Source organism: Stenotrophomonas geniculata (genome assembly GCF_034508895.1).
Taxonomy (GTDB): domain Bacteria; phylum Pseudomonadota; class Gammaproteobacteria; order Xanthomonadales; family Xanthomonadaceae; genus Stenotrophomonas; species Stenotrophomonas geniculata.
In genome coordinates, this window is sequence record NZ_CP140571.1 from 2,120,203 (window position 1) to 2,146,437 (window position 26,235).

Here is a 26,235-nt window from a genome sequence, read left to right on the forward strand (position 1 = left end):
TCGCAGTACAGATGCCGGCCAGCGGCCGGCACTACCGTATGGCGGTCAATCGCCCAGAAGCGCGGTGTTGCGCACGGCACCCTTGTCTGCGCTGGTGGCGAGCAGGGCGTACGCCTTCAGGGCGCTGGTGACCTTGCGCGGGCGCGGCGCACGCGGCTTCCAGCCGCGGGCATCGGCGTCGGCGCGGCGTTGGGCCAGGGTGGCCTCATCCAGCAGCAGATCGATGCGGCGGGCCGGAATGTCGATGCGGATGCGGTCGCCGTCTTCCACCAGGCCGATCGCGCCGCCGCTGGCCGCTTCCGGCGAGACGTGGCCGATCGACAGGCCCGAGGTGCCGCCGGAGAAGCGGCCATCCGTGAGCAGCGCGCACTGTTTGCCCAGCCCCTTCGACTTCAGATAGCTGGTCGGGTACAGCATTTCCTGCATGCCCGGGCCACCCTTCGGGCCTTCGTAGCGGATCACCACCACCTCGCCGGGTTGCACTTCGTCCGCGAGGATGCCGGCGACGGCCGCGTCCTGGCTTTCATAGACGCGCGCAGGGCCTTCGAACACGTGGATCGACTCGTCCACGCCGGCGGTCTTCACCACGCAGCCATCCACGGCCAGGTTGCCGCGCAGCACGGCGAGGCCGCCTTCCAGTGAGTACGCGTGCTGCAGCGAGCGGATGCAGCCTTCAGCGCGGTCGATGTCCAGCGTCGGCCAGCGCGTGGCCTGGCTGAAGGCTTCCTGGGTGGGAATGCCGGCCGGGCCCGCCTTGAAGAAGGTGTGCAGGGTGTCGTTGTCACTGCGCACCACGTCCCAGCGTTCCAGCGCTTCGGCTAGGCTGGTGCTGTGTACGGTCGGCACCGTGGTTTCGAGCAGGCCGGCGCGCTCCAGTTCACCGAGGATGCCGAACACGCCGCCGGCGCGGTGCACGTCCTCGATGTGGTACTTCGGCGTATTCGGCGCCACCTTGCACAGCTGCGGTACGCGCCGCGACAGCGCGTCGATGTGGGTCAGGTCGAAGTCGACCTCCGCTTCCTGCGCGGCGGCCAGCAAGTGCAGGATGGTGTTGGTGGAACCGCCCATGGCGATATCCAGGGTCATTGCATTGGCGAACGCGGCCTGGGTGGCGATGCCGCGCGGCAGCGCGCTCGGGTCTTCGCCGCCATACCAGCGATGGCAGAGTTCGACGATCAGGCGCCCGGCACGGCGGAACAGCGCCTCACGGTCGGCGTGGGTGGCCAGCGTGGTGCCGTTGCCGGGCAGCGACAGGCCCAGTGCTTCGGTCAGGCAGTTCATCGAGTTGGCGGTGAACATGCCCGAGCAGGAGCCGCAGGTGGGGCAGGCGCTGCGCTCGAATGCGGCCACCTTCTCGTCGGAGGCGCTGTCATCGGCGGCCACCACCATTGCATCGACCAGGTCCAGCTTGTGCTCGGACAGCTTGGTCTTGCCCGCTTCCATCGGCCCGCCGGACACGAACACCACCGGGATGTTCAAGCGCAGCGCGGCCATCAGCATGCCGGGGGTGATCTTGTCGCAGTTGCTGATGCACACCAGTGCGTCGGCGCAATGCGCGTTGACCATGTACTCCACGGCGTCGGCGATGATCTCGCGGCTGGGCAGCGAATACAGCATGCCGTCGTGGCCCATCGCGATGCCGTCGTCCACGGCGATGGTGTTGAATTCCTTGGCGACGCCGCCGACCTGTTCGATCTCGCGCGCGACCAGCTGGCCGAGGTCCTTCAGGTGCACGTGGCCGGGCACGAACTGGGTGAAGGAGTTGGCGATGGCGATGATCGGCTTGTGGAAGTCGCCGTCCTTCATGCCGGTGGCACGCCACAGGGCGCGGGCGCCGGCCATGTTGCGGCCGGCGGTGGAGGTGCGGGAACGGTATTCGGGCATGGCTGGCGGAACGGGCGGGCCGTACGACGTGGGAGTCAGCCGATCATGGCCAATTTTTTCGGTTGCTGCTGCAACCACCGGAGGTGGTCCGGCCGGGCTGCGCCCGGCACCCGCCGAAGCAACAGCCGAAGCAACAGCCGAAGCAACAGCCGAAGCAACTGCCGAAGCAACAGCCGAAGCAACAGCCGAAGCAACAGCGGGCTTCCTGCGGGAGGCGGGGTGGGTCCGCTGGCGGGGGACGCCGTAAACCCTTCCTTGGGGGCTTGGCCGCGGCATCCATGCCGCGGACACCCCCGCCAGCGGACCCACCCCGCCTTCGACAGTTTCCCGCGATCTGTCGGGGCCGGCGCTCTGCGTTGCTCTTGGTAGGTGTCGACCTTGGTCGACACGATGGATCCACGCCATGCGTGGACGATGGGGAACGACGAAAATGAAAGGCCGTTCATCTTTCCCACTTTGCCGATTCCGGTTGCTGGCCCGGATTTGGCATCATTGGGGCATTGATCCGTCGACAGGGCATGAGGCCATGAAACGTTCCCGCACCACCGCGCTGCTGCTGATGAGCGCCGCGCCGCTGCTGTTCACCGCCTGCCAGAAGGAGCCGGAGGTGAAGGTGCAGGAAGGCCTGTACACCTCGGTGGAAGCCTGCACCGAGGCCACCGGCGATCCGTCGGCGTGCCGCAATGCCTTCGCCGAAGCGCAGAAGCAGGCCGCCGATGCGGCGCCGAAGTACGCCAGCAAGGAAGCCTGTGAGAAGGACTACAAGCCGGAACAGTGCGTGCAGCAGCACACTTCGGCGGGTACCTCGTTCATCGGCCCGATGATGATGGGCTTCTTCATGTCGCAGATGCTGAGCAACCGCGGCGGCCTCGCCCCGCAGGCGCCGGCGTCGGCACCGGCTTACCAGGACAAGAACGCTGGCTGGGCGCGCCCGGCACCGGGCGGCACCGGTGGCCTGAACACCGCCAGCGGTATCGGTGCCGGCAAGGCTGGCCTGGCGCCGGTCACCAGCGAGCCGAACCGTGCGGTCACTGCCAGCCGTGGTGGCTTCGGCAACACCAGCGCGCGCCGCAGCACCAGCGGCAGCTACGGCGGCTGATCGACCCATGCAGCGCATCCGGATTGCCGAGCGTGCCCAGTGGCGGGTACGCGCGGAAGAGGCGGGTTTCCGCTTCCACACCATCGACGGCCAGCCGTACTGGGATGAAAGCGCGTACTACGCCTTCACCCTGCGCCAGATCGAACAGGACATCGAAGACCCCAGCGCCGAGCTGCACCAGATGGCGCTGGACCTGGTGGGCGATGTCGTCGCCAGTGAACGGTTGATGGACCAGCTGGCGATTCCGTCGCACTACCGCGACTGGATCGCCGACAGCTGGCGCCAGCGCCAGCCACACCTGTACGGGCGCCTGGACCTGGCCTACGACGGTACCGGCCCGGCCAAGCTGTACGAACTGAACTACGACACGCCGACCTCGCTGTTCGAGGCCAGCTTCTTCCAGTGGCAGTGGCTGGAAGACCAGCGCAACGCCGGTCGCCTGCCGCAGCACGCCGACCAGTTCAATGCGATCCACGAGGCGCTGGTCGAGCGTTTCGGCGAACTGGCTTCACAGCTGCCGCCGCCGCTGTACTTCAGCGCGGTGGGCAGTTCCGAAGAAGACCGTGGCACCGTCGATTACCTGCGCGACTGCGCTTCGCAGGCCGGCCTGCATGGCCAGGCCATCGCCGTCGAGGACATCGGTCTGTCCGAGGACGGCCGCTTCACCGCGCTGGATGATTCGGTGATCGGCACGCTGTTCAAGCTGTACCCGCTGGAAGACCTGATGGCCGAGGAATTCGGTCGCGCGCTGCCCGGTTCGGGCATGCAGCTGCTGGAACCGGCGTGGAAGGCGGTGCTGAGCAACAAGGGCATCCTGCCGCTGCTGTGGCAGCGCAACGTGGGCCATCCGAACCTGCTGGAAGCGCACTTCGATGACGGCAGCACGCTGGCCTCGGGCTGGGTGCGCAAGCCGCTGTTCTCGCGCGAGGGCGCCAACATCGAGATGCACCTCGCCGATGGCAGCACCCAGCGCAGCGACGGTCCCTACGACGGCCCGGCGATCATCCAGCGCGCGCATCCGCTGACCCGCTTCGAAGGTGGCTACCCGCTGATCGGCAGCTGGGTGGTGGGTGACCACGCCTGCGGCATCGGTATCCGCGAGGACGACAGCGCGATCACCCGCGACAGTGCGCGCTTCGTGCCGCACGCGATCGTTGATGAGGCGCCGACGCGGATCTACGTCTGATGACGGTGCGGCGTTGGCCTGGCCGGCATGGGCGTCCCACGCCCGTGCCGGGCCGGCATTTCGATGACGGGCGCAGCCTGCAGGCCTTCGCGGACCGCGTCGCTGTGCGTTGCCATCGCTGCGACACCCCCGGTTGGGTGATCGCCAGCTGGAAACCCTACCGGTGGACGGCGCGATTCCGCTGCACAGGCTGCAGTTCAGCGCTGGACAGTGGTGACTGGGTCGGTGCGGTCTACATCCTGGGCCGCCAACCTTGTGGATTCTGTGGGCATCAGTGGCTGCATGTGCGCCGCCGGGTTCCCGCTGGCGTGCCTGCACCGGCGTCCTTCGCTGCTCTATGTGCGCAATGTGATCGCAGTACCGATGTTTCGGTCGTGGTGCGTCCGTTGCGTGACGCCGAGCCTGCCGATCCGCACTTCGGATTGCCGCTGCGCCTGGTCGAACCGACCCGCGCGGGCCTGCTCTGGGCCTATAACACTGAACATCTGCAGGCACTGCACGAGTACGCGAGCGCGACGTTGCGGGAAAGCCGCGGCCATCACCGATCCATGTTCTCGCGCCTGCCGCAGTGGATGAAGCTGGCCCGCAACCGGGTGTTGCTGCAGCGTGCGGTGGAGCGGTTGCAGCGGCGATTGCTGCAGGGGTAGTGCCGGCCGCTGGCCGGCGCTGTGGGTTTCGTGCCAACCAAGGTTGGCACCCACCAGCGCGATCGTTGGTATCAGAGCAATCCTTCGCGCTTCACCGCCAGGTAGCGCTCCACCAGCGCGCCGGGCAGGGCATCGGCGGTCACGTCCAGCACCATCACCTTCTCGCTGCGCAGTGCGTCGTGCGCCTCCGCGCGCTGCTGCAGGTAGAGTGCGGCGGCACCGGCCTGGGTGGCGTCTTCCAGTGTCTGCACTTCGCTGTCCAGCACGCCGTCCAGCTCGCGCTCGCGCAGGCTGGCCACGCATACCAGGTGGCGCCGCTGCAGCAGGCGCACTGCCGCCAGCAGGTCTTCGATGTCCTCGTCGCGCACGTTGCTGACCAGCATCACCAGCGCGCGCCGGCGCTGGCACAGCGATACCTCGGTGGCCGCAGCCAGGTAGTCGGTGGCCACCGCGCGCGGCTGCAGGTCGTAGCTGGCACGTAGCAGGTGCTCGACCGTGCCCATGCCACGCTGCGGTGCCACCCAGCGGCGTTCACCACCGGCAGCAAACAGGCCGGCGGCGTCACCCTGGCGCAGCGCCAGGTACGCCACCACCAGCGAAGCGTTCAATGCGTGGTCGAAGTGCGAGAGCCCGCCTTCGCTGGCCAGCATGCGCCGGCCACTGTCGAGCATCAGCAGCAGCTGCTGGTTCTTCTCGTCCTGGTACTCGCGCGAGATCAGCTTGCGTGCACGCGCGGTGGCCTTCCAGTCGAGCTGGCGCAGGCTGTCGCCGATGCGGTACTCGCGCATCTGGTGGAAGTCGGTGCCCTCACCGCGGCGGCGCTTCACGTGCGCACCGACCAGCCGCGAGGCCTGGTCGGCACTGAACAATGCGAAGCGGGTGAGCGGCACGAAGTTCGGATAGACCCGCACGTCCAGCACGGGAGGCAGCGTGCGTTGCTGCCACCACAGGCGCCACGGCGAGCGCATGCGCAGGTGCACGCCTTCAAAGCGGAAGTGCCCACGCTGCAGCGGCTGCAGGTGATAGTGCAGGGTGGAGGCGTTGCCGGCCTGCAGGCGTACGCGCTGCGGCAGCGATTCCAGCGGCCAGCCGCCGGGCACCAGGTCGAACACCTGCACCGTCATCGACGTGTCTGCCTGCAGCCGCAGCGCGGCCTCGCGGCGCACGCCCAGTGCCAGCGCTTCGGGCAGTTCGCGTTGCACCTGCGGCGACGGACGCCGCGACTGCCGCCACAGATCCATCAACGCCGGCACGGCAATCGCCAGTGCCGCCAGCGCCCAGCTCCAGCGCGGCAGCAACCCGCCCAGCACCAGGCCACCCAAGGCGGCCCAGGCCAGCAGCAGCGCCAGCAGCAGCGGGGCCGGCCTCATCGGCGCGGCGCTTCCACCTTGGCCAGCAGCGCGCCCAGCACGTCGTCGGCGTCCTGGCCTTCGATCTGCAGTTCCGGGGCCAGCGCGATGCGGTGGCGCAGCGCCGGGCGTGCGATGTCGCGCACATCATCCGGAGTGACGAAATCACGGCCGGCCATCACCGCCTGCGCGCGCGAAGCACGCACCAGCGCGATGCTGCCACGGGGGCCGGCACCGACCGCGATACCCGGCCACTGCCGGGTGGCGGCAACGATGCGCACCGCGTAGTCGATCACTTCGTCATCGACGGTGATCGCCGCAGTGGCACGCTGCAGTTCCAGCAACTCGCCGGCACCGAGCACGCGCGGCACCTGGCTCAGGTCGAAATCGCTGGCAGCACGACCACTGGTGATCGCGGTCACCATGCGCTTCTCGTCCTCCAGCTGCGGATAGTCGATCAGCACCTTCAGCAGGAAACGGTCCAGCTGCGCTTCCGGCAGCGGGTAGGTGCCCTCCTGCTCCAGCGGGTTCTGCGTGGCCAGCGCCATGAACGGCGGCGCCAGGGTGAAGGCCTTGCCTTCGATGGTCACCTGGCCTTCCTGCATCACTTCCAGCAGCGCCGACTGGGTCTTGGCCGGTGCACGGTTGATCTCATCGGCCAGCAGCAGATTGGTGAACACCGGGCCGCGGCGGATCTTGAAGCTCTCGCTCTTCGGGTCGTACACCGCGTGGCCGCTGACATCGCTGGGCATCAGGTCGGGGGTGAACTGCACGCGACCGTAGTCCAGCTCCAGGGCCTGGGCCAGCGCGCGCACCAGCAGCGTCTTGCCCAGCCCGGGCACGCCTTCGATCAGCACGTGGCCGCCGGCCAGCAAGGCCACCAGAATCTGGTCCAGCACATCGGCCTGGCCGATGAAGGCGTGTCCGACGGCGGTGCGGATGGCATCGACGCGTTCGATCAGGCGGGCGTTGGCGGTCGCCGGCAGCTCGGGGACTTCGGTCATAGCAGGGATCTCATCTGGAGCAGCAAGCGGATGCGCTCGCGCAGGGCGGAGGAATCGTGCGGCGGAGGGGGCGTGAGCGCGCTGGCAACGCGGCCTTGAGGCCACTTCAGCAGCTCGGCGATGGCCTGATCGCGTGGCGCACCCTCCAGTGCGGCCGCAACCGGTGCGCGCAGGCGCAGGCGGTGCAGGAACAGGGCGAGTACGGCCTCGTACAGGCGCGTACCGTGGCCGAAACGCAGCAGCAGTTCACCACTGGCACGCACGTGTTCCAGCAGCGAACGGCGTTCCAGTACCGGTGACGGCAGCAGGCTGCCGAAGCGCTGCGAGCGGCCCCACAACCAACCCAGCAGGGCCAGCAGCAGTGGCGCCCACAGTGGCCAGCCCTGGTAGAACATGCGCGACCACAGCGACGGCGGGCGGCTGGCGTAGATCAGCCAGACCGCACCCTTGCCGTAGTTCGGATCGAGCAGATAGCGGGTCAGGTCGCGGTGCGCCGCGTCGTGCAGGCCGTCGCTGGCCTTGCCCCCTGCCGATGCCAGGCGCGCTGCCGGTGAGTCCACCTCGCTGCGCATGAACTCCATGTCGGCCAGCACGCTCACCTTGCCCTGGCCATGGCGCAGGCGCGCAAACACCAGGTCGCGATCCGTGCCCCAGCGACGTTCGGCCTGTGCACTGGCGGCAAAACCCAGGGTGAAGCGGCGGCCTCCACAGAACTCAACGTGACCAGGATCGTCGTCGACATGGAACGGCTGGCAGTCGCTGCGCTGGAACAGGCTGTCCACGCCCAGCTGATCCAGCAGGGGCCCCTGCGTGCTGCCGGCATCGTCCTCGGCCGGTGGCGGCGTCCGCACCAGCAGGTGGCCGCCCCCGTCGACCCAGTCCAGCAGCGCGCTGGCGACGGGCGGCGGCAGTTCGCTGCTGTCCTGCAGCAGCACCACCGTGTCGTGCGGCCCCAGCGTCATTTGCCGCAGTTCCAGCCGTGGCCGCGAGTGCACGTCAATGCCGTCAGCGCGCAGGGCCTGGCCGAGCACGTACAGCGGGTTGTAGCCAGCTTCGCCCTGCGGCGGCAGCTGCACGGTCTCGGTCACCCGCTCATGCGTGCGCAGGTAAAGGATCGTCAGCGGTACACCGAACAGCACCAATGCACCGAGCAGCAGCGACCAGAACAGGCGCGGGCTCATGCCTGCCACCCGTACTGCTGGCGCAGCGTATCGGCCAATGCATCGAAATCGGCGCGGCTGGGCAGGCGGCCACCGTAGGCGGCGTACTGCCACATGCGCACGATGCGCGCGAACAGGTCACGGTCGCTGGCCTCGGGCATGCGCCGCGACGCGCGCAGGCATTGCGCTTCGGTGGCACCGGGTGGAAGCGCGATACCGCTGCGCTCGCCCACCGTGCGCACGCTGGCGCGGTACAGAAGGGCCAGCGCCTGCCGCGGCCGGCCCTGGTCCCAGAGCAGGCCGGCCTGGGTGGCCACGTCCGGCGGCAGCACCACCGGCAACTCCACCTGTTCCTCCACCACCGGCGGTGCGGCCCCGGCCTTGCGTCGGCCACTGCCCCGCAGCCACGGCAGCCACAGCCGTGCGGTCAGCAGCAGCACCAGCAGCAGGACGCCGAGCAGCCCCCACAGGCCCCATTCGGCCAGCCGCGCCAGCCAGGCGATGCCGTCCTTGCGCGCTTTGCGTTCACCGTTGCTGTTGGTGTCACGCTGCAGCTGCTTGTCTTCCTTCTTCTCTTCCTCGGCCTGTTCGATCGGCTTCCAGCGGGTGACCTGGCGGGTCGGGCGCTGCAGCGGGTCTTCATAGGCGCGGTTCACTGCCTGACGGAAACCGGCGGTGTCCACCGGCGTACCGCCGAAGATCGTTGCCGGGGTGTTGGCCGGGTCGATGGTCGGTGCTTCGTCGCTTTCCTCGGCGTCGATGCCACGGTCGTTGGGCTTGCCCATGGCGCGTTCGGGCTCGGCGTCTGTGTCCTGCGCATGCACCGGTGCGGAGACCAGCGGCAGTGCCAGGCACAGCAGCAGGGCCAGCGTCGATGCCGCCGGCAGCAGCCGCTCGCGCAGGCGGCGCAGGGCGATCTCCACATCCCAGGCTTCCATCTGCGTGCGCCGGTTCAAGTACAGGCCAAAGCCCGCACCGACGAAGAACGGGCCGATCAGCACCGAGGCCAGCCAGCACGCCAGGTTGAAGCCCAGCCGTGCCCATGCGGGTGTGTCCTGGCCGATCATGTCCCATGCGGCGCGCCATGATTCGGACATCAGCTCCAGTGGCATGAACATGAACACCGCACCGATCGCGCCGGACACCAGCACGGCTTCGAACGCCATGCAGGTCACGGTCAGTACCAGTGCCGCGCCCACTGCGCCGGCTGCCACTGCACGACGACGTGGGCCGCGCTGGCCCGGTGTGTTGCCTTCCAGCAGGTTCACCGGCAGGCACAGGCTGCGCAGCACGCTGAAACGACGCCAACCCAGGTAGCCCCAGAAGCCGCTGTTGCCCCAGTGACGTTGCGCACGCAGCGCGGCCAGCGTGCCGACTGGTTCACCGAAGATGCCGCGCGACAGCACATACAGCGGCGCACGTTCGAACAGCGGTTTGCACCACCACATCGCCAGCCAGGCCCAGCCGAAGGCATCCAGCCACCAGCCCAGCGCGTTGAAGATCACGAACAGCGGTGCACTGGCCAGCAGCCAGCTGCCCCACAGCGCGCGCGCGTGACGGCGGGACAGCGCGGTGCCCAGCTCCATCGCTTCCCAGCCACTGCGGGCACGCAGCGCCACGTCCAGGTGGTCAATGCGCATGGCCAGCTCCACGTCCGCCGCGCCACAGCCACAGCAGCACGCCGGCCCACAACACACCGGCCACGCTGAACTTGCCCCATGCAGGTACTTCGGCGATCGATGACCAGAAGGCTTCGATGAAGGCGGCCACCAACAGCATGAAGGCAACGCCGAGGCACAGCCGCGCGCCGATGCGGCCGCCGTCGACCAGTGCATCCAGGCGGCTGCGCCGGCCCGGCGCCAGCAGCTTCATGCCCAGCTGCAGGCCGGCACCGCCAGCGATCACGATCGCAGTCAGCTCGAAGGCGCCGTGGCCGACCACGAAGCGCCAGAACGGGTCGCCATGGCCGATGTGCTGCAGGTGGCCTGCCACTGAACCGATGATCACGCCGTTGAACAGCAGCACCAGCAGCGTGCCCAGCCCGGCCAGCAGTCCGCTGGCGAAGGTGCGCAGGGCGATGCTGATGTTGTTCATGATGTAGTGGCCGAACATCATCCAGTCGGTGCCGCTGTCACGCCCCAGGCGCTCGGCGGCGGGATCGTACATGCGCTCCATCTCTGCGATCTGGCGGTTGTCCATCAGCATGTGGATCAGGTCCGGATAGACCTGCACCAGCACGAAGCAGGCCACCGCCGGCAGCGCGAACATCGCCAGCGCTACCCACATGCTGCGCGCCTGGCTGCGCACCAGCAGCGGGAAGTCGGCCACCAGGAACTCCAGGGCACCCCGCCAACGTGTCGGCGGCGTGCGGTACAGCACGCTGTGGCCCTGCTGCATCAGCTGCTGCAGGCGCTGCACCAGCTGCGGGCTGTAGCCGCGCTCGCGGGCCAGCGCCAGCTGCTGGCACAGCCGCCGGTAGCGCTGCGGGAAGGTCGTGTCGTCCAGTGCCAGGCCGCTGGCCTTGCGGCGCGTGCGGCGTGAGGCGCCGGCACGCAGCAGCAGCCACTGCTCCAGGTCCTGCCATTCCTGCTGGTAGCGGGCGACGAACTGCTCCTGTTTCATCGCCGCCCCAGCAGCCAGTTGGCCATCGCATACAGGCGCAGAACGCCGACCTGGCCGTGGGTGCCGGTCAGTGGCTCGGCAATACCGGCCAGCTCCTGCTGGCGCGCCGCCGACAAGCGTGGCGCGCGCTCGGCGAAGGCCATCAGCGCGGCCTGTTCCTCTGGTCGCAGGGGCTGCGGCGGGGCCAGCACGCTGTCGATGGTCGGCGGCGGTGGCAGGTACAGTGCGGGTGCATGCACCACCACGGTGCCGGCCACCAGGTCGCCCAGGCGGCGGCCATGCGGATCGAACAGGCTGCTGATCAGGCCCAGCGCATAGCCGAAGGGCAGCATGTCCACCGTGCGCAGCAGGTTGCGGGTGATCGCCGCCATCCAGCCTACCGGCGCGCCATCGCGGGACAGCACGCGCAGCCCCAGCGCACGCTTGCCCAGGGTGCGTCCCCACACTGCTTCGCAGACGATCGGGTAGGCCCAGTAGACCAGGAACATCAGCACCAGGTAGAGGCCGGAGCCGAACTTGTCCAGCAGCGCCAGCGGAATGGACACCAACACCAGTGCCGCGATGCGCACGCCGAGATCGACCAGCCAGGCCATCGCCCGCGGTACCGGGCCGGCGGCAGGCAACTGCAGCGGCACACCCTCTGGCGTCACCACCTCGCGGTAGGTATCGAGCATCGGTGCGGCCATCAGCGCGATGGCCTTCGTTGTGGGCGCCGGAGTCCTCTCCGGCAGGCAGCCACAGGCATGGGGGTCTCGACAGGTCCTGGTCGGGCCCAGACTTTAGCAGAGCCGCGTGGCGGCGTTGGCTGCTCAGCCCCGGTATTCGTCCTTCAACCGCACGTAGTGGTCGGCCGAATAGTGCAGCGACTCGATCTCCTTGTCGCTCAGCGTGCGCGCCGGCCGGGCCGGGTTGCCGACCCACAGCTCGCCTTCGCCCACCACCTTGCCCGGGCCGACCACCGCACCGGCGCCGACGAAGCCATGGCGCTCCACGCGGGCGCCGTCGAGGATGCAGGCGCCCATGCCGATCAGGCTGTAATCGCCGATCGTGCAGGCGTGGATGATGCAGCCGTGGCCGACGGTCACGCCTTCGCCGATCAGGGTCGGGTAGCCGGCCTTGTTGTACGGGCTGTGATGGCTGACATGGATGATGGTGCCGTCCTGCACGTTGGTGCGCGCACCGATGCGCACGTAGTTGACATCGCCGCGGATGACCGTGCCCGGCCACACCGACACGTCGTCGGCCAGCTCCACGTCACCGATGACGGTGCAGGCCGGGTCGATGTACACGCGCTCGCCGAGGACGGGCATCTTGTCGCGGAAGGGGCGCAGCGGGTTCATCGAAGTCTCCGGAAATCAGGGCGTTCGCGACGATGATACGCGTGCGAACGCTGGGGGAGGTACCGCCCTGGGGCCGCGCGGATACACAGTAGATCCACGCCATGCGTGGATGGTGATCTCGGTGCCGACCAAGGTCGGCCGCTACCAGAAACGGGTGCAACCGCTCAGGACGGCGCGTGCTCGGCCAGCATCTGCCGGAACAGCGCGTCCAGCCAGGCGCTGTCGCCCTGGCCAGCAGGCAGCCGTGGGGCCTGCTTGGCGCGGGCGGCTAGTTCACGATCGATGAAATCGCTGATCGCCGCGATGCGTGGTCCGGCACTGAACTCGGCACTGGCGCGTTTCACGGCCAGCAGGGCATCGGTGGCTTCACGCACCGGGCCAAGCGGCAGCAGCCGGTCCAGCAGATCCTCGAAGGCCATCGGCGGGGGTGTCTGTTCGTGTTCGATCCACTGGCAGGCCAGCAGTGGGCGCAGCACGTACAGGTATTTCTTCGTGCGTACCGTTTCGCCACGCAGGTAACCGCGATGGTTCGAGCGCGCCATGTTGAAGTAGTGCCACCACGTTCCCAGTGGTGAATAGAACGACTCAGCTGCCTTCCACAACTGCGACATCGCAGCGTGATCCTGCTGGTAGATGATCGGCGAACGCAGCCATTCGATCAGTGTCGGATTGGATTTTGAGACCAGCCGCAGTGCCTTGCGCAGGTCCCAGCCGCTGACATCGAGCTCATCGTCGATCGGCAGTTCGATCACATCGCGCTGCGCTTCGCCGGGACCGGTGCTCTCGTTGACGCTGAGATACCACGGCTGGCGATGCACGTAGATGAAGCGCGCGTCGTAGTCACTGTCCGGCGAGGAAAAGCCCCAGCCGCGGCTGCCCGACTCGCAGGCCAGCAGCACGCGTACGTCGTAGCGTTGTTCGATGTCGGCCAGGGTCGAAAGGATGGCGGCGCGCTTGTCCGGCGCGATCGGGTGGATGTCGTCCATGCAGTCGTGATTCGTTGATGTCGAGCGTTCTCGACTGTAGCGCAGGTCTGCATCGCTGCGCTCGCCGGGCATGGCCCGGCGCTACCAGGGGGTGACGTTCGTCGACGAGGCATGACGGGGTAGCGCCGGGCCAAGCCCGGCGAACGCGATCACGGCTCGTAGCTGTAGCCCATGCCGTACACCGAACGGATCGGCTCGCCTTCCATGCCGGCGTCGGCCAGCTTGCGGCGCAGGTTGCGCACATGGCTGTCGACGGTGCGGTCGACCACCACGCGATGGTCCAGGTACAGCCGGTCGAGCAGTTCATCGCGCGCCCAGATCCGGCCTGGCGTGGCCAGCAGCGTGCGCAGCAGGCGGTATTCCACCGGCGTCAGGTCCAGGCCCTTGCCGTTCCAGGTGGCGCGTGCGGCCGGCTCGTCGATGTGCAGGCCGCCGTTGGCGCGCGCACCGGGGTCTGGGCGGTAGCGGCGCAGCACCGCCATTACCCGAGCGACCACTTCGCGCGGACTGAACGGCTTGCAGATGTAGTCGTCGGCACCGATCTCCAGGCCCAGCAGGCGGTCGATCTCTTCCACCCGTGCGGTGACCATGATGACCGGCACATCGCTGCTGGCGCGCAGTTCGCGGCACAGGTCCACGCCGTCGCGCTGCGGCAGCATCAGGTCCAGCAGCACCAGATCGGGCTGGTAGCGCGCGAACGCGTCGATCACCTGGCCACCGTCGTCCACCCACTCGCTGGCCATGCCGGCAGCGGCCAGGTAGTCGCGCAGTACCGAGGCCAGGCGTGGCTCGTCCTCGACGATCAGGATCTTCGCGGACGTGGCGAGCGACGTGCTCATGCAGGCTCCGGCAGGGTGATGACCACGCGCAGCCCGCCCAGTGGCGAGGGCTCGGCGTGGATGACGCCGTGGTGGGCGAGGATGATGTTGTGGCTGATGGCCAGGCCCAGCCCGCTGCCACCACTGGCACGATTGCGCGAACTCTCCACGCGGTAGAAGCGTTCGAACAACAGCGCGCACTTGTCGGCCGGCACGCCCGGCGCGGTGTCTTCCACGATCAGCTGCACGCCGGCAGGCACGTGCGCTGCCTGCACGAGTACGCGGCCACCGGCGTGGGTGTAGCGCAGTGCATTCTCCAGCAGGTTGGCCAGCACCTGCTGCAGGCGCCGTTCGTCACCGGACACCTGCAACGGCATGGCGGGCAGATCTTCCTCCAGCGCCAGGCCTGCATTGGCGAAGCGCACGCGCATGCCGTTGAGTTCGCTGCGCAGCAGTGCCGCCAAGTCCAGTGGCGCGAAGCGGTACGCCAGGCCGCCAGACTGGGTCATCGACAAGTCGTGCAGGTCGTCGATCAGCTTGCCCAGCTGGCGGATCTCGCCCTGCAGGCCCACCAGGTTGGCGCGGTCCAGCGGACGGATGCCATCTTCGATCGCCTCCAGCTCGGCGCGCACCACCGCCAATGGCGTGCGCAGCTCATGCGAGATGTCGGCGATGAAGGCGCGGCGGTTGCGCTCGGTATCGTCCAGCGCCTGCGCCATCCGGTTGAAGTCGTTGACCAGTGCGTCCAGCTCATCGTCGCTGGTGCGCTCGATGCGGGTGGCGTAGTCACCGGCCGCCAGCCGGTGCGTGGCCGCGGCCAGCTTGGCCAGGCGCTGGCGCAGCGCCCGCGATACCAGCCAGGCCAGCAGTACCGTCACCAGCAGTAGGGCGATGCCGATCACCCACCAGGCGCGCACCTGGGTGTTGTAGAAATTCAGGTCGTTGGTGGCGATGACGGTCTGGAACGGCACCATGCCCAGCCAACCTACGGTCTGCCCGTCCACCTGCACCGCATGCGGCTCGTCATCGCTGGTGGCGTCGGGGTTGCCGGCCACGAAGTGGTGCTGCGCATCGAACAGGCCCAGACGCGACGGCACGCCGGTCTGGTCGGACAGCGGCGGCACCGGTCCTTCGTGCCCATGGGCCAGATCCGGGCGCAGCAACCGCGCCCAGCGGTCGCCATCACCATGCAGATGTCCCCAGCCACCGTGCTCGCGGTACTCGCGCTGCAGGTGGGGCATCAGCCGCTGCATGCGCAGGTCGCCCTGGTCGTTGAGGTAGTCCAGGAATCCGGTCTGGAAGGCCACGCGGCTGGCAATACCGTTCACTGCCAGCACCAGCAGGCAGGCGGTGAAGATCGCGAGGAAGGTCTTCGCGGTCAGGCCGAATTTGAGTCGAATCTTCGCCATCGCGGAGGCCATTAGCGGCGCATGCGGCGCCGAAAGCAAGCGCCAGCTGAGCCGGTCGCACAATCTCCATATTCTCTGCACAGTTCCACGGCAGCGTGCACGGGTCAACGCAAGGCCCCCGACGCCCCCATGTCACTCCTGCGCCCGCTGTCCTGTTCCCCGCGTCCCCTGCTGCTGCCCCTGCTGTTGGCCCTGGCGGCCTGTTCGGCGGGCAGGACTGAAGCACCGGCCATGCCCGAAGTGGGCGTCATCACGGCCAGCGCGCAGCCGCTGGCACTACAGCAGACGCTGCCCGGCCGCGCCGTGCCGTTCGAGATCTCCGAGGTGCGGCCACAGATCGGCGGCCTGATCCGCCAGCGGTTGTTCACCGAAGGCCAGCAGGTCAAGGCGGGGCAGCTGCTGTACCAGGTCGATCCGGCGCCATACCAGGCGGCCTTCGATACCGCCCGCGGGCAGCTGGCGCAGGCCGAGGCCACCGTGTTGTCGGCACAGCCGAAGGCCGAGCGCACCCGCGCGCTGGTGAGCATGGATGCGGCCAGCAAGCAGGATGCCGACGACGCCACCTCGGCGCTGAAGCAGGCGCAGGCCAACGTGATTGCCGCGCGCGCTGCATTGCAGGCCGCCCGCATCAACCTCGACTACACCCGGGTGACCGCGCCCATCGACGGTCGCATCGGCACCTCCAGCGTGACCGCTGGTGCGCTGGTAGCGGCCGGGCAGGACGCCGCGCTGACCACCATCCAGCGGCTGGACCCGGTGTACCTGGATGTCACCCAGTCCAGCACGCAGATGCTGGCGCTGCGCAAGCAGCTCGATGCCGGCCTGGTGAAGGCCATCGATGGCAAGGCACAGGTGAAGGTGCTGCTGGAGGACGGCAGCACCTATGCGCACGAAGGCACGCTGGAGTTCGTCGGCAGCGCGGTCGATCCGGGTACCGGCAATGTGGTGCTGCGTGCGGTCATCCCGAACCCGGACGGCCTGTTGCTGCCCGGCATGTACCTGAAGGCGGTGCTGCCGATGGCCACCGACGCGCGCGCGCTGCTGGTGCCGCAGAAGGCGGTGACGCGCAACGAACGCGGCGAGCCGCTGCTGCGCCTGCTCGACGCCAAGGATCATGTGGTCGAGCGCCGGGTCAGCACCGGCCAGGTGGTCGGCAACCAGTGGCAGATCACCGATGGTCTCAAGACCGGCGAACGGGTGATCGTCAGCAACGGCAGTGCGGTATCACTGGGCCAGCAGGTCAAGGCGGTGGCGGCCACCACGGTGCAGCTGGCGGCGATGCCGGCGATCGACCCGAACGGCAACACCGACGAAAAGTCGCACTGAGGCCTGCCGCGCATGGTTCGTTTCTTCATCGACCGGCCGATCTTCGCCTGGGTGATCGCCATTGCGGTCAGCCTGCTCGGCCTGCTTGCGATCCTGATCCTGCCGGTGGACCGCTACCCGCAGATCGCCCCGCCCACCATCACCATCCGTGCCACCTACACCGGTGCCTCGTCGCAGACCGTGGAAAATGCGGTCACCCAGGTCATCGAGCAGTCGCAGCAGAGCCTCGATCACCTGATGTACATGACCTCGACCAGTGCCTCCGACGGCTCGGCGCAGGTCAACCTGGTGTTCGCCACCGGCACCAATCCGGACACCGCGCAGGTGCAGGTGCAGAACCAGCTGCAGGCGGCCATGGCCACGCTGCCGCAGGCGGTGCAGCAGAACGGCCTGACCATCACCAAGTCCAGTGGTTCGATCTTCGAGGTGCTGTCGTTCACCAGCGAAGACGGCAGCATGGACAACTTCGATGTCGCCAACTTCATGGAAGCGCGCATCGATGACCAGATCAGCCGCGTCAGCGGTGTCGGCAACATCCAGCCGATCGGCCAGGAGTACGCCATGCGCATCTGGCTGGACCCGGAGAAGATGCGCCAGTACGCGCTGATGCCGTCGGACATCGAGACCGCGCTGCAGGCACAGAACACCGACGTCTCGGCCGGTGAACTCGGCGGCCAGCCGGCGCTGAAGGGCCAGCAGCTCGACGCCACGGTGACCGCGCGCAGCCGCCTGCACACGCCCGAACAGTTCGCGCAGGTGGTGCTGAAGGCCGATGCCAACGGCAGCGTGGTGCATCTGGGTGAGGTGGCGAAGATCGGCCTGGGCCCGGAGAGCTACGACAGCATCAGCACCTTCAACGGCAAGCCGTCTGCATCGCTGGGTATCGAACTCAATGCCGGTGCCAACGCCATCGCCGTGTCCAAGGCCATCGATGCACGGCTTCAGCAGCTGCAGAAGTACTGGCCGCATGGCTACACCGCCCACGTGGCGTTCACCACCACGCCGTTCGTGACCATCTCGCTGAAGGAAGTGGTGATCACCCTGATCGAGGCGATCATCCTGGTGGTGCTGGTGATGTACCTGTTCCTGCAGAACTGGCGCGCCACCCTGATCCCGACCATCGCAGTGCCGGTGGTGCTGCTGGGCACGTTCGGCGTTCTGGCCGCGTTCGGTTATTCGATCAACACGCTGACCATGTTCGCGCTGGTATTGGCCATCGGCCTGCTGGTGGACGATGCCATCGTGGTGGTGGAGAACGTGGAACGGGTGATGACCTTCGAAGGGCTGGCGCCGAAGCCGGCGACGCTGAAGGCGATGGGCCAGATCACCGGCGCGCTGGTCGGTATCGTGCTGGTGCTGACCGCAGTGTTCCTGCCGATGGCGTTCTTCAGCGGTGTCACCGGCGTGATCTACCGCCAGTTCTCGGTGACGATTGCGGCAGCGATGATCCTGTCGGTGCTGGTGGCGATGACCATCACCCCGGCGCTGTGCGGCAGCATCCTGCACCAGATTCCCAAGGGCGGCCATCCGCACGGCGACCACGGCGGCGAACCCAGCCTGCTGGGCAAGTTCTTCATCTGGTTCAACCACCGTTTCGAGCGCACCTCCAACGGCCTGCGTCGTCGGGTGGATGGCTTCCTCGGTCGGCGCACGCTCGGCGTAGTGTTCTACCTGGTGCTGAGCGTGGTCACCGGCCTGCTGCTGTGGCACCTGCCCGGCGCGTTCCTGCCCGACGAGGACCAGGGCATGCTCAACGCGCTGGTGAAGCTGCCGGCCGGCGCCACGCTGGAACAGACCCGTGCTGTGATGGATCGCCTCAGTGCCGCCGCAGTAAAAGACGACAGCGTGCTGTCGATCCAGGCCACCGCCGGCTTCAGCGTGACCGGCAGCGGCCAGAATGTCGGCCAGGCCTTCATCCGCCTGAAGGACTGGGATGACCGCAAGGATGATGCCGATACCATCGCCGCACGGTTGACCAAGGCCATGGCCAGCGTGCCCGATGCGCAGGTGTTCATCACCTCGCCGCCGGCCATCCTCGGCCTGGGTGATGCGGGCGGATTCACCCTGGAACTGCAGGACGAAGGCGGTGCCGGCCATGCCGCCGCCGTGGCTGCACGCAACACATTGCTGAAGGAAGCTGCCAAGGATCCGAAGCTGGTCAACGTGCGCTATGCCAGCCTGGAAGATGCACCGGTGTATGCGGTCAAGGTGGACGACGCCAAGGCGCAGGCGATGGGCGTGAATCCGCAGGACATCAATGACACCTTGAACGCGGCGCTGGGCGGCGACTTCGTCAACAACTTCATCTACAAGGGCCGCATCAAGAAGGTGTTCATCCAAGGCGCTGCCGAAGCACGCATGCAGCCGCAGGACATCGAGCGCTGGAGCGTGCGCAACCAGGCTGGGCAGATGGTGCCGCTGTCATCGCTGGTCAGCGCGCACTGGTCCAGCGCACCGGCCGCGCTGCAGCGCTACAACGGCATCTCGGCGATGGAGATCACCGGCCAGCCGGCGCCGGGCGTCAGCTCCGGCGAGGCGATGGCCGAGATCGCGCGCCTGGCCGATACGCTGCCGGAAGGCTTCAGCCACGCGTGGTCGGACATGGCCTACCAGGAACAGCTGTCGGGCAACCAGGCGCCGATGCTGTACGCCATCTCGCTGCTGTTCGTGTTCCTGTGCCTGGCCGCGCTGTATGAAAGCTGGGCGGTGCCGTTCGCGGTGATGCTGGCGGTGCCGGTAGGCGTGTTCGGTGCGGTGCTGATGATGAATCTGCGCGGCCTCAACAACGACGTGTACTTCCAGGTCGGCCTGTTGACCACGATTGGCCTGGCGGCCAAGAACGGCATCCTGATCGTCGAGTTCGCGCGCATCCTCGAACAGCAGGGCAAGAGCACCCGCGAGGCGATCCTGCAGGCGGTCTACCTGCGGCTGCGGCCGATCGTGATGACCTCGCTGGCCTTCCTGATGGGCGTGCTGCCGCTGGTGTTCGCCACCGGTGCCGGTTCAGCCGCGCGCCGATCGCTGGGTACCGGCGTGGCCGGCGGCACGGTCGCCTCGATGGTGCTGGGCATGTTCTTCGTGCCGTTGTTCTACCTGTTGGTTCGCCGCATGTTCCCGGGCCGCGCACCGACCGAAGCCACTGTCCCGGAGGCACACCCATGAAGCCGATGCTGCTGCGCGCCCTGGCGGCCGCGACGATGACCACCGTGCTCGGTGGCTGCGTGGGCATGGCGCCGCATTACCAGCGGCCCGGGGCACCGGTGCCGGTGCAGTTCGGCAATGCGGCCACCGGCGAGGCTGATCCTGCGCTGGCGATGCCGGCATGGCGTGAGGTGTTCCTGGAACCACGCCTGCAGCAGGTGATCGCGCTGGCGCTGCAGAACAACCGCGACCTGCGCGTGGCCGTGCTGCAGGTGGAGAAGGAGCGGGCGCAGTACCGCATCCAGCGTGCGGCGCTGCTGCCGTCGGTGGATGCCAGCGGCAGCGTCACCCGTTCGCGGGTCAGTGACGCCAACAGTGAGACCGGGGCCACCCAGGTGACCGAGTCCGACGCGCTGCAGGTCGGCATCAGCAGCTGGGAGCTGGACCTGTTCGGGCGCATCCGCAGCCTGAAGAGCGAAGCCCTGCAGAACTGGCTGGCCAGTGCCGAGAACCAGCGTGCGGCGCGCACCAGCCTGGTCGCCGAAGTGGCGACGGCGTGGCTGGCGCTGGCCGCCGATGGGCAGTCGCTGGCATTCACGCAACAGACCCTGGACAGCCAGCAGCAGACCCTGCAGCGCACCGAGGCCCGCCATGCGCAGGGGCTGGCCTCGGGGTTGGACCTGTCGCAGGTGCAGACCAGCGTGGAAGCCGCGCGCGGCGCGCTGGCCAAGCTGCAGACGCAGCAGGCGCAGGATCGCGATGCATTGCAGCTGTTGGTGGGGGCGCCGCTGGATCCGGCCCTGCTGCCGACCGCGCAGGCGCTGGAGGGCAGCGTGGCACTGGCGCCGTTGCCGGCCGACCTGCCCTCAAGCGTGCTGCTGCAGCGCCCGGACGTGTTGTCCGCCGAACACGCGCTGCAGGCGGCCAATGCCGATATAGGCGCCGCGCGCGCCGCGTTCTTCCCGACGCTGACATTGACTGCCAACTACGGACACAGCTCCACCGCGTTGTCGACGCTGTTCTCGGCTGGTACCCGTGGCTGGTCGTTCGCGCCCAGTATCACCGCTCCGATCTTCCATGCCGGCGCACTGAAGGCGTCGCTGGATGCCTCGAAGATCGGCAAGGACATCGGCGTCGCGCAGTACGAGAAGGCGATCCAGCAGGCTTTCAGCGAAGTGGCCGATGCGCTGGCCACGCGTGATCACCTGACCGCGCAGATGGACGCGCAACGCGCGCTGGTGGCTGACAGCCAGCGCAACTACATCTTGGCCGATGCGCGCTACCGCACTGGACTGGATGGCTACCTGCAGTCGTTGGATGCGCAGCGCAACCTGTATGCCGCGCAGCAGGACCTGATCGCGTTGCAGCAGCAGGAGGCGGGCAACCGGGTGACCTTGTTCAAGGTGCTGGGTGGTGGCGCGGACGCGCGGTAACGCGAACTGCTCTGGTAGGTGCCGACCTTGGTCGGCACGGATCATCAGATCGCGACACTCCATGCTTCCGTGCCGACCAAGGTCGGCACCCACCAAGGCAGACTCATGTGCCGACCAAGGTCGGCACCCACCAGAGGCAGGTGCGACCGCTTACGCCACGCGGCCGCGGCGTGCGCGTTCCAGATGCACCAGCAGCAGCGAGATCGCCGCCGGCGTCATGCCGGGAATCCGCTGTGCCTGGCCGATGGTCTGCGGGCGTACGCGCTCCAGCTTCTGCAGTGCTTCGGCCGACAGCCCGCGCACCGTCGCGTAATCGAAGGCTTCAGCGATCGGCGTGGCTTCGTGCCGCTGCTGGCGCTCGATTTCCTCGCGCTGGCGATCCAGATAGCCGGCGTACTTCACGCCGATTTCCACCTGCTCGGCCACTTTGGCGTCGGCTACCGCCGGGCCCAGCGACGGCACCTGCATCAGCTGCGCGTAGTCCAGCTCCGGGCGCTTGATCAGGTCCAGCACGTTGGTTTCGCGGCTGACCGCCACGCCCAGCGTGTCCTGCACTTCGCGGCCCAGCGCATTGGCCGGGGTTGCCCACAGTGCACCCAGGCGTGCGCGCTCGGCGGCGACGGCGGCCTGCTTGGTCTCGAACGCGTTCCAGCGGCGGTCATCCACCAGACCCATCTCGCGGCCGGCCGGGGTCAGGCGCTGGTCGGCGTTGTCTTCGCGCAGCTGCAGGCGGTACTCGGCGCGGCTGGTGAACATGCGGTACGGCTCGTTGGTGCCGTGGGTGATCAGGTCATCCACCAGCACGCCCAGGTACGCCTCGTCGCGGCGCGGGCACCAGCCGTCCAGCCCGCGCACCTGGCGTGCGGCGTTGAGGCCGGCCAGCAGGCCCTGCGCGGCGGCTTCTTCATAACCGGTGGTACCGTTGATCTGGCCGGCGAAGAACAGGCCGTTGACCAGCTTGGTTTCCAGCGAGGCTTTCAGCCCGCGCGGGTCGAAGAAGTCGTACTCGATCGCATAGCCGGGGCGGGTGATGTGCGCGTTTTCGAAACCGACGATGCTGCGCACCATCTCCAGCTGCACGTCGAACGGCAGCGAGGTGGAGATGCCATTGGGGTAGATCTCGACGATGCCCAGGCCTTCGGGTTCGACGAAGATCTGGTGGCTGGCCTTCTCGGCGAAGCGCACCACCTTGTCTTCGATGGAGGGGCAGTAGCGCGGGCCGATGCCTTCGATCTGGCCGCTGTACAGCGGCGAGCGGTGCAGCGCGTCGCGGATGATCTGGTGGGTCTGCTCGGTGGTGTGGGTGATCCAGCAGCTGACCTGCTGCGGATGCTCGTCCACCGAGCCGAGGAAGGACATCACCGGGCGCGGCGTGTCGCCCGGCTGCTCGTCCATCACGCTGTAGTCCAGCGAGCGGCCATCGATGCGCGGCGGCGTGCCGGTCTTCAGGCGGTCGACCTGGAACGGGCGCTCGCGCAGGCGCGCGGCCAGCGTGGTGGCCGGCGGGTCGCCCATGCGGCCGGCGGCATACTGGGTCGGGCCGACGTGGATCTTGCCGGCCAGGAAGGTGCCGGCGGTCAGCACCACCGCCTCGGCGTCGAAGCGCAGGCCGGTCTGGGTGATGACCCCACGCACGGCATCGCCTTCGATGACCAGGTCATCGACCGCGGCCTGGAACACCGTCAGGTTGGCTTGGCCTTCGACGATGGCGCGGATCGCCATGCGGTACAGGTTGCGGTCGGCCTGGCAACGGGTGGCACGCACGGCCGGGCCCTTCGATGCGTTGAGCGTGCGCCACTGGATGCCGGCGCGGTCGGCGGCATGCGCCATCGCACCGCCCAGGGCGTCGATCTCCTTGACCAGGTGGCCCTTGCCGATGCCGCCGATGGCCGGGTTGCAGCTCATCGCGCCCACCGTTTCGATGTTGTGGGTCAGCAACAGGGTGCGCACGCCGGTGCGGGCCGCGGCCAGCGCGGCTTCGGTGCCGGCGTGGCCACCGCCGATGACGATGACGTCGTAACGATGGAAGGACGGGTTCATGGGGGCTGTTCAGCTTGGGGCAGGCGCGGCCGGGGGCGCCGCCGGGGTGGCGATTTTAGCGCCATTCGGGGTGCGGACGCCGGCGCCGGCCAGTTGGCGGCGAAATCGGCCCTAAAGTTGGCAGGATTTTTGCAGATAACCCAATAGCACCCATCGTGGCTGGCGCCGTAGGCGCCCGTGACCGGAATTGGAACAGGGGCCGGTACAGGCGCACGGTGGGGGAGCAGAGGGCCGGCAGTCGGGGGACTGTCCGGCCCTGTTTTTTTGGGGCTGTCGGGAAGGCGCCATCCACGCATGGCGTGGATCTACTGAAGCTGGGCTTTCGCCGGTTGGCGACCTGACAAAACAAACGGCCCCGCATTGCGGGGCCGTCTGCCTTCAGAGGTGCCGACATCCGACAGGGCCGGAACAGGGGGGATCCAGATGTTCCTGTCGGATATCGACGTAGAGCTTTTTGCGGCGGCCCGTGTCGTTTTTGTCACTTTGTGACGCGGGCCGTCACTGTCCGCGTAGAGTGCGGCTTAGACCGTGTGAAATGCAAGACGGTTCAGCGCTCAACTGTGCGCTGCGTCGCACGATCCATGTTGCGCCAGGGGGAACCGTTCATCCTCGGCGCACTCGGTGCCGGTGCCGGACGGGCCTGCGGCGGGGGCGCCGACGGCTGCGCGTTCGACTGCGGCGGGCGGCGCATGGAGTCCATGTTCCGCCACGGCGAACCACCGTTGTACGACGGTCGCGACGGCGGCGGCGGACGGTGCTCGCCACCATTGCCCGGGCGCGGCGGCGGGCGATGGTTGTGCGGCGGGCGGTAGATCGGGCGCGAGTAATACGGATTGCCGTAGCCGCCGTAGTAGCCGCCATAGCCACCGTAGTAGGGGCCGTAGTTGTAGGGATAGCCGGCCGGGTAGCGGTACTCCACCGACGGCGCACCGTGGTAGTAGCTGCCGCTGCGGCCGCCGCCGACATAGTCGTAGGTGGTGCAGCCGGTCAGGGCCAGCAGCAGGCCACCGGCAAGCATCAGGCGCATTTTCATGGTGGGTCCCCCCAGAGGACGGGTGTGCAGTCAGCTTCGGGCGCCAGCGTTGAATCGGCCCTTAATTCCGCCGGCCAGGATGAATGGAGGCGTAGGGCTGCATGCTGGCATGACCTGTGTCCCGGTCGCCAGCGCGAAGCCATACGTTAATCTTGCGTCATGAGCGATTCACTGTTGCCCCGCGCCGATGACGTCCTGCTTGCTGCAGCGAGGATCGCCCCGCACGCCAGCGTGACGCCGGTGCTGCGCTCGCGCACGCTCGATGCGCTGGCCGGCGCACAGCTGGCGTTCAAGGCCGAGCACCTGCAGCGCGGTGGCGCATTCAAGTTCCGTGGTGCCTGCAATGCGGTGTGGTCGCTGGAGGCCGATCGCGCCAGTGCTGGCGTGGTGACCCATTCCTCCGGCAACCACGGTGCCGCGTTGGCCCTGGCCGCACGCACCCGGGGCATCCCCTGCCATGTGGTGGTGCCGGAAGGGGCGGTGGCCGCCAAGCTGGCGAACATCGCCCGCCACGGCGCCACGCTCTGGCGCTGTCCGCCGACCATCGCCGACCGCGAGGCCACCTGTGCCAGGGTGCAGGCCGATACCGGCGCGACCCTGGTCCATCCGTATACGGACCCGGCGGTGATGGCCGGGCAGGGCACTGCGGCCCTGGAACTGCTGCACAGCGACGGCCCGTTCGATGTGCTGGTGGTGCCGGTGGGCGGCGGTGGCCTGGCCAGCGGTACCGCGCTGGCGCTGCAGCACGCCAGCCCGCAGACCCGCCTGGTGCTGGCCGAGCCAGCCGGAGCCGACGATACCGCGCGCTCGCTGGCCGCTGGCGAGCGGCAGGGCGCGTTCACCCCGGACACGATCTGCGATGGACTGCGTACCCTGATCGGCGCGCCGAATTTCGAACTGCTGCGCGCGGCCGGTGCCGAGGTAATCGTGGTCGATGACATTGCGACCACGGCCGCAATGCGCCTGCTGTGGGAGGTGCTCAAGCAGGTGGTCGAGCCATCCTCGGCCACCGTACTGGCCGCGGTGCTGGCACAGCCGCAACGTTTTGCCGGCCTGCGCGTGGGCCTGGTGCTGTCCGGCGGCAACGTCGACCTGCCCGCGTTGCGCTGGGGGGCGCCATGAGCCGCGACCGGCATCGGCCTCGCACCGGCTTGCTGGGCTGGCTGTGGCGGCTGTTTGTCCTGCTGGTGATCTGGCTGCTGGGTGTGACTGCCTGGATCGTCTGGGTCGGCGAGCGCGACCAGGCCGCCAAGGCCGATGCCATCATCGTGCTGGGTGCGGCCGCCTATGACGCCAAGCCATCTCCGGTGTTCGAAGAACGTATCCGGCATGGACTGGACCTGTACGAGGCCCAGTACGCGCCGCTGCTGATCTTCACCGGCGGCTATGGCGGCACCGGTGCGCGCTTCTCCGAATCGCAGGTGGCGCGGCGTTATGCGCTCAAGCATGGCGTGCCGGACGATGCGATCCTGATCGAGACCGCTTCGCGCAACACCGTGCAGAACCTGGTCGAAGCCAAGCGACTGATGGACCAGCGCGACCTGCACCGGGTGATCATCGTCAGCGACCCGCTGCACATGGCGCGCGCGCTGCGACTGAGCAAGGCACTGGGCATCGATGCGCTGGCCTCGTCCACGCCCAGCACGCGCTTCCGCAGCTTCCACACCAGCTGGCGCTTCCTGGTGCAGGAGATCTACTTCTTCCACCGCGACCTGGTGCGCCCGCCGCTGAGTTCGCCGGCCAATACCTGAGGCGGAA

Annotated in this window: 21 protein-coding genes; 8 read left to right on the forward strand and 13 right to left on the reverse strand. The window is 68.1% G+C overall.

The window, feature by feature from the left end; translation table 11 throughout:
• Positions 1–45: 45 nt before the first annotated feature.
• Positions 46–1,884, reverse strand: coding sequence for a dihydroxy-acid dehydratase (gene ilvD / locus RI032_RS09850; protein ID WP_191862686.1), 1,839 nt, complete (start codon positions 1,882–1,884; stop codon positions 46–48).
• 526 nt (positions 1,885–2,410) lie between these two features.
• On the opposite strand from ilvD, the gene RI032_RS09855 reads away from it, so the two are divergent.
• Genes RI032_RS09855 through RI032_RS09865 form a run of 3 tightly spaced genes read left to right on the forward strand, consistent with a single transcriptional unit; the run spans position 2,411 to position 4,816 of the window.
• Complete coding sequence (locus RI032_RS09855) at positions 2,411–2,983, forward strand: DUF1190 domain-containing protein (RefSeq protein ID WP_043402788.1); 573 nt, start codon at positions 2,411–2,413, stop codon at positions 2,981–2,983.
• A gap of 7 nt (positions 2,984–2,990) precedes the next feature.
• The gene (locus tag RI032_RS09860) at positions 2,991–4,169 is read left to right on the forward strand and encodes a glutathionylspermidine synthase family protein (protein ID WP_322548204.1); all 1,179 of its coding nucleotides are present in this window, start codon (positions 2,991–2,993) and stop codon (positions 4,167–4,169) included.
• Positions 4,169–4,816 (forward strand): hypothetical protein, encoded by a 648-nt coding sequence (locus tag RI032_RS09865; protein WP_164191645.1) that lies wholly within the window; start codon positions 4,169–4,171, stop codon positions 4,814–4,816. The genes RI032_RS09860 and RI032_RS09865 overlap by 1 nt, the downstream gene beginning before the upstream one ends.
• Positions 4,817–4,887: 71 nt before the next feature.
• Here RI032_RS09865 and RI032_RS09870 read toward each other — a convergent pair whose 3' ends face one another.
• From RI032_RS09870 to baeS, 10 genes are all read right to left on the reverse strand, one after another.
• Positions 4,888–6,186, reverse strand: a complete 1,299-nt coding sequence (locus RI032_RS09870) for a DUF58 domain-containing protein (protein WP_322548205.1) — start codon at positions 6,184–6,186, stop codon at positions 4,888–4,890.
• On the reverse strand, positions 6,183–7,169 hold the full coding sequence (locus RI032_RS09875; protein WP_322548206.1) for an AAA family ATPase: 987 nt from the start codon (positions 7,167–7,169) through the stop codon (positions 6,183–6,185). Before RI032_RS09875 ends, RI032_RS09870 begins: the two co-directional genes overlap by 4 nt.
• Entirely contained in the window at positions 7,166–8,350 is a 1,185-nt protein-coding gene (locus tag RI032_RS09880) for a DUF4350 domain-containing protein (protein WP_126560493.1), read from the reverse strand. The genes RI032_RS09875 and RI032_RS09880 overlap by 4 nt, the downstream gene beginning before the upstream one ends.
• Complete coding sequence (locus RI032_RS09885) at positions 8,347–9,969, reverse strand: DUF4129 domain-containing protein (protein WP_322548207.1); 1,623 nt, start codon at positions 9,967–9,969, stop codon at positions 8,347–8,349. Before RI032_RS09885 ends, RI032_RS09880 begins: the two co-directional genes overlap by 4 nt.
• Entirely contained in the window at positions 9,959–10,951 is a 993-nt protein-coding gene (locus RI032_RS09890; RefSeq protein ID WP_019337015.1) for a stage II sporulation protein M, read from the reverse strand. The genes RI032_RS09885 and RI032_RS09890 overlap by 11 nt, the downstream gene beginning before the upstream one ends.
• The gene (locus RI032_RS09895) at positions 10,948–11,637 is read right to left on the reverse strand and encodes an RDD family protein (protein WP_010482196.1); all 690 of its coding nucleotides are present in this window, start codon (positions 11,635–11,637) and stop codon (positions 10,948–10,950) included. Before RI032_RS09895 ends, RI032_RS09890 begins: the two co-directional genes overlap by 4 nt.
• A 123-nt stretch (positions 11,638–11,760) precedes the next feature.
• Positions 11,761–12,291 (reverse strand): gamma carbonic anhydrase family protein, encoded by a 531-nt coding sequence (locus RI032_RS09900; RefSeq protein WP_010482194.1) that lies wholly within the window; start codon positions 12,289–12,291, stop codon positions 11,761–11,763.
• 164 nt (positions 12,292–12,455) lie between these two features.
• Entirely contained in the window at positions 12,456–13,277 is an 822-nt protein-coding gene (locus RI032_RS09905) for a nucleotidyltransferase domain-containing protein (protein WP_322548208.1), read from the reverse strand.
• A 149-nt stretch (positions 13,278–13,426) separates the two neighbouring features.
• Positions 13,427–14,116 (reverse strand): response regulator, encoded by a 690-nt coding sequence (locus RI032_RS09910; RefSeq protein ID WP_322548209.1) that lies wholly within the window; start codon positions 14,114–14,116, stop codon positions 13,427–13,429.
• Positions 14,113–15,516, reverse strand: a complete 1,404-nt coding sequence (gene baeS, locus RI032_RS09915) for a sensor histidine kinase efflux regulator BaeS (RefSeq protein WP_019337018.1) — start codon at positions 15,514–15,516, stop codon at positions 14,113–14,115. The genes RI032_RS09910 and baeS overlap by 4 nt, the downstream gene beginning before the upstream one ends.
• Before the next feature lie 117 nt (positions 15,517–15,633).
• On the opposite strand from baeS, the gene smeA reads away from it, so the two are divergent.
• Genes smeA through smeC form a run of 3 tightly spaced genes read left to right on the forward strand, consistent with a single transcriptional unit; the run spans position 15,634 to position 21,404 of the window.
• On the forward strand, positions 15,634–16,830 hold the full coding sequence (gene smeA, locus RI032_RS09920; protein ID WP_322548210.1) for a multidrug efflux RND transporter periplasmic adaptor subunit SmeA: 1,197 nt from the start codon (positions 15,634–15,636) through the stop codon (positions 16,828–16,830).
• 12 nt (positions 16,831–16,842) lie between these two features.
• Positions 16,843–19,992 (forward strand): multidrug efflux RND transporter permease subunit SmeB, encoded by a 3,150-nt coding sequence (gene smeB, locus RI032_RS09925; protein ID WP_197602198.1) that lies wholly within the window; start codon positions 16,843–16,845, stop codon positions 19,990–19,992.
• Positions 19,989–21,404, forward strand: coding sequence for a multidrug efflux transporter outer membrane subunit SmeC (gene smeC / locus RI032_RS09930; RefSeq protein ID WP_322548211.1), 1,416 nt, complete (start codon positions 19,989–19,991; stop codon positions 21,402–21,404). Before smeB ends, smeC begins: the two co-directional genes overlap by 4 nt.
• A 150-nt stretch (positions 21,405–21,554) precedes the next feature.
• On the opposite strand, the gene mnmG is transcribed toward smeC, so the two are convergent.
• Both mnmG and RI032_RS09940 read right to left on the reverse strand, forming a co-directional pair.
• On the reverse strand, positions 21,555–23,444 hold the full coding sequence (gene mnmG, locus RI032_RS09935) for a tRNA uridine-5-carboxymethylaminomethyl(34) synthesis enzyme MnmG (RefSeq protein ID WP_134958957.1): 1,890 nt from the start codon (positions 23,442–23,444) through the stop codon (positions 21,555–21,557).
• Positions 23,445–23,991: 547 nt separating this feature from the next.
• Positions 23,992–24,477: a hypothetical protein gene (locus tag RI032_RS09940; RefSeq protein WP_019337023.1), complete on the reverse strand. Its 486-nt coding sequence runs from the start codon at positions 24,475–24,477 to the stop codon at positions 23,992–23,994.
• Between the two features lie 159 nt (positions 24,478–24,636).
• Here RI032_RS09940 and RI032_RS09945 point away from each other — a divergent pair, with 159 nt between their 5' ends.
• Positions 24,637–25,599, forward strand: coding sequence for a pyridoxal-phosphate dependent enzyme (locus tag RI032_RS09945; protein WP_322548212.1), 963 nt, complete (start codon positions 24,637–24,639; stop codon positions 25,597–25,599).
• Complete coding sequence (locus tag RI032_RS09950) at positions 25,584–26,228, forward strand: YdcF family protein (protein ID WP_049480113.1); 645 nt, start codon at positions 25,584–25,586, stop codon at positions 26,226–26,228. The genes RI032_RS09945 and RI032_RS09950 overlap by 16 nt, the downstream gene beginning before the upstream one ends.
• The last annotated feature ends 7 nt before the right edge of the window (positions 26,229–26,235 follow it).

What these genes read in the sequence shown, in the direction of transcription:
- RI032_RS09910 (WP_322548209.1), bottom strand. Translation starts at nt 14,116, where the DNA reads ATGAGCACGTCGCTCGCCACGTCCGCGAAGATCCTGATCGTCGAGGAC.
- RI032_RS09860 (WP_322548204.1), top strand. Translation starts at nt 2,991, where the DNA reads ATGCAGCGCATCCGGATTGCCGAGCGTGCCCAGTGGCGGGTACGCGCG.
- RI032_RS09940 (WP_019337023.1), bottom strand. Translation starts at nt 24,477, where the DNA reads ATGAAAATGCGCCTGATGCTTGCCGGTGGCCTGCTGCTGGCCCTGACC.
- RI032_RS09900 (WP_010482194.1), bottom strand. Translation starts at nt 12,291, where the DNA reads ATGAACCCGCTGCGCCCCTTCCGCGACAAGATGCCCGTCCTCGGCGAG.
- RI032_RS09905 (WP_322548208.1), bottom strand. Translation starts at nt 13,277, where the DNA reads ATGGACGACATCCACCCGATCGCGCCGGACAAGCGCGCCGCCATCCTT.
- smeC (WP_322548211.1), top strand. Translation starts at nt 19,989, where the DNA reads ATGAAGCCGATGCTGCTGCGCGCCCTGGCGGCCGCGACGATGACCACC.
- RI032_RS09895 (WP_010482196.1), bottom strand. Translation starts at nt 11,637, where the DNA reads ATGGCCGCACCGATGCTCGATACCTACCGCGAGGTGGTGACGCCAGAG.
- RI032_RS09890 (WP_019337015.1), bottom strand. Translation starts at nt 10,951, where the DNA reads ATGAAACAGGAGCAGTTCGTCGCCCGCTACCAGCAGGAATGGCAGGAC.
- RI032_RS09855 (WP_043402788.1), top strand. Translation starts at nt 2,411, where the DNA reads ATGAAACGTTCCCGCACCACCGCGCTGCTGCTGATGAGCGCCGCGCCG.
- baeS (WP_019337018.1), bottom strand. Translation starts at nt 15,516, where the DNA reads ATGGCCTCCGCGATGGCGAAGATTCGACTCAAATTCGGCCTGACCGCG.
- RI032_RS09875 (WP_322548206.1), bottom strand. Translation starts at nt 7,169, where the DNA reads ATGACCGAAGTCCCCGAGCTGCCGGCGACCGCCAACGCCCGCCTGATC.
- ilvD (WP_191862686.1), bottom strand. Translation starts at nt 1,884, where the DNA reads ATGCCCGAATACCGTTCCCGCACCTCCACCGCCGGCCGCAACATGGCC.
- RI032_RS09945 (WP_322548212.1), top strand. Translation starts at nt 24,637, where the DNA reads ATGAGCGATTCACTGTTGCCCCGCGCCGATGACGTCCTGCTTGCTGCA.
- RI032_RS09870 (WP_322548205.1), bottom strand. Translation starts at nt 6,186, where the DNA reads ATGAGGCCGGCCCCGCTGCTGCTGGCGCTGCTGCTGGCCTGGGCCGCC.
- RI032_RS09865 (WP_164191645.1), top strand. Translation starts at nt 4,169, where the DNA reads ATGACGGTGCGGCGTTGGCCTGGCCGGCATGGGCGTCCCACGCCCGTG.
- mnmG (WP_134958957.1), bottom strand. Translation starts at nt 23,444, where the DNA reads ATGAACCCGTCCTTCCATCGTTACGACGTCATCGTCATCGGCGGTGGC.
- RI032_RS09880 (WP_126560493.1), bottom strand. Translation starts at nt 8,350, where the DNA reads ATGAGCCCGCGCCTGTTCTGGTCGCTGCTGCTCGGTGCATTGGTGCTG.
- smeB (WP_197602198.1), top strand. Translation starts at nt 16,843, where the DNA reads ATGGTTCGTTTCTTCATCGACCGGCCGATCTTCGCCTGGGTGATCGCC.
- RI032_RS09885 (WP_322548207.1), bottom strand. Translation starts at nt 9,969, where the DNA reads ATGCGCATTGACCACCTGGACGTGGCGCTGCGTGCCCGCAGTGGCTGG.
- smeA (WP_322548210.1), top strand. Translation starts at nt 15,634, where the DNA reads ATGTCACTCCTGCGCCCGCTGTCCTGTTCCCCGCGTCCCCTGCTGCTG.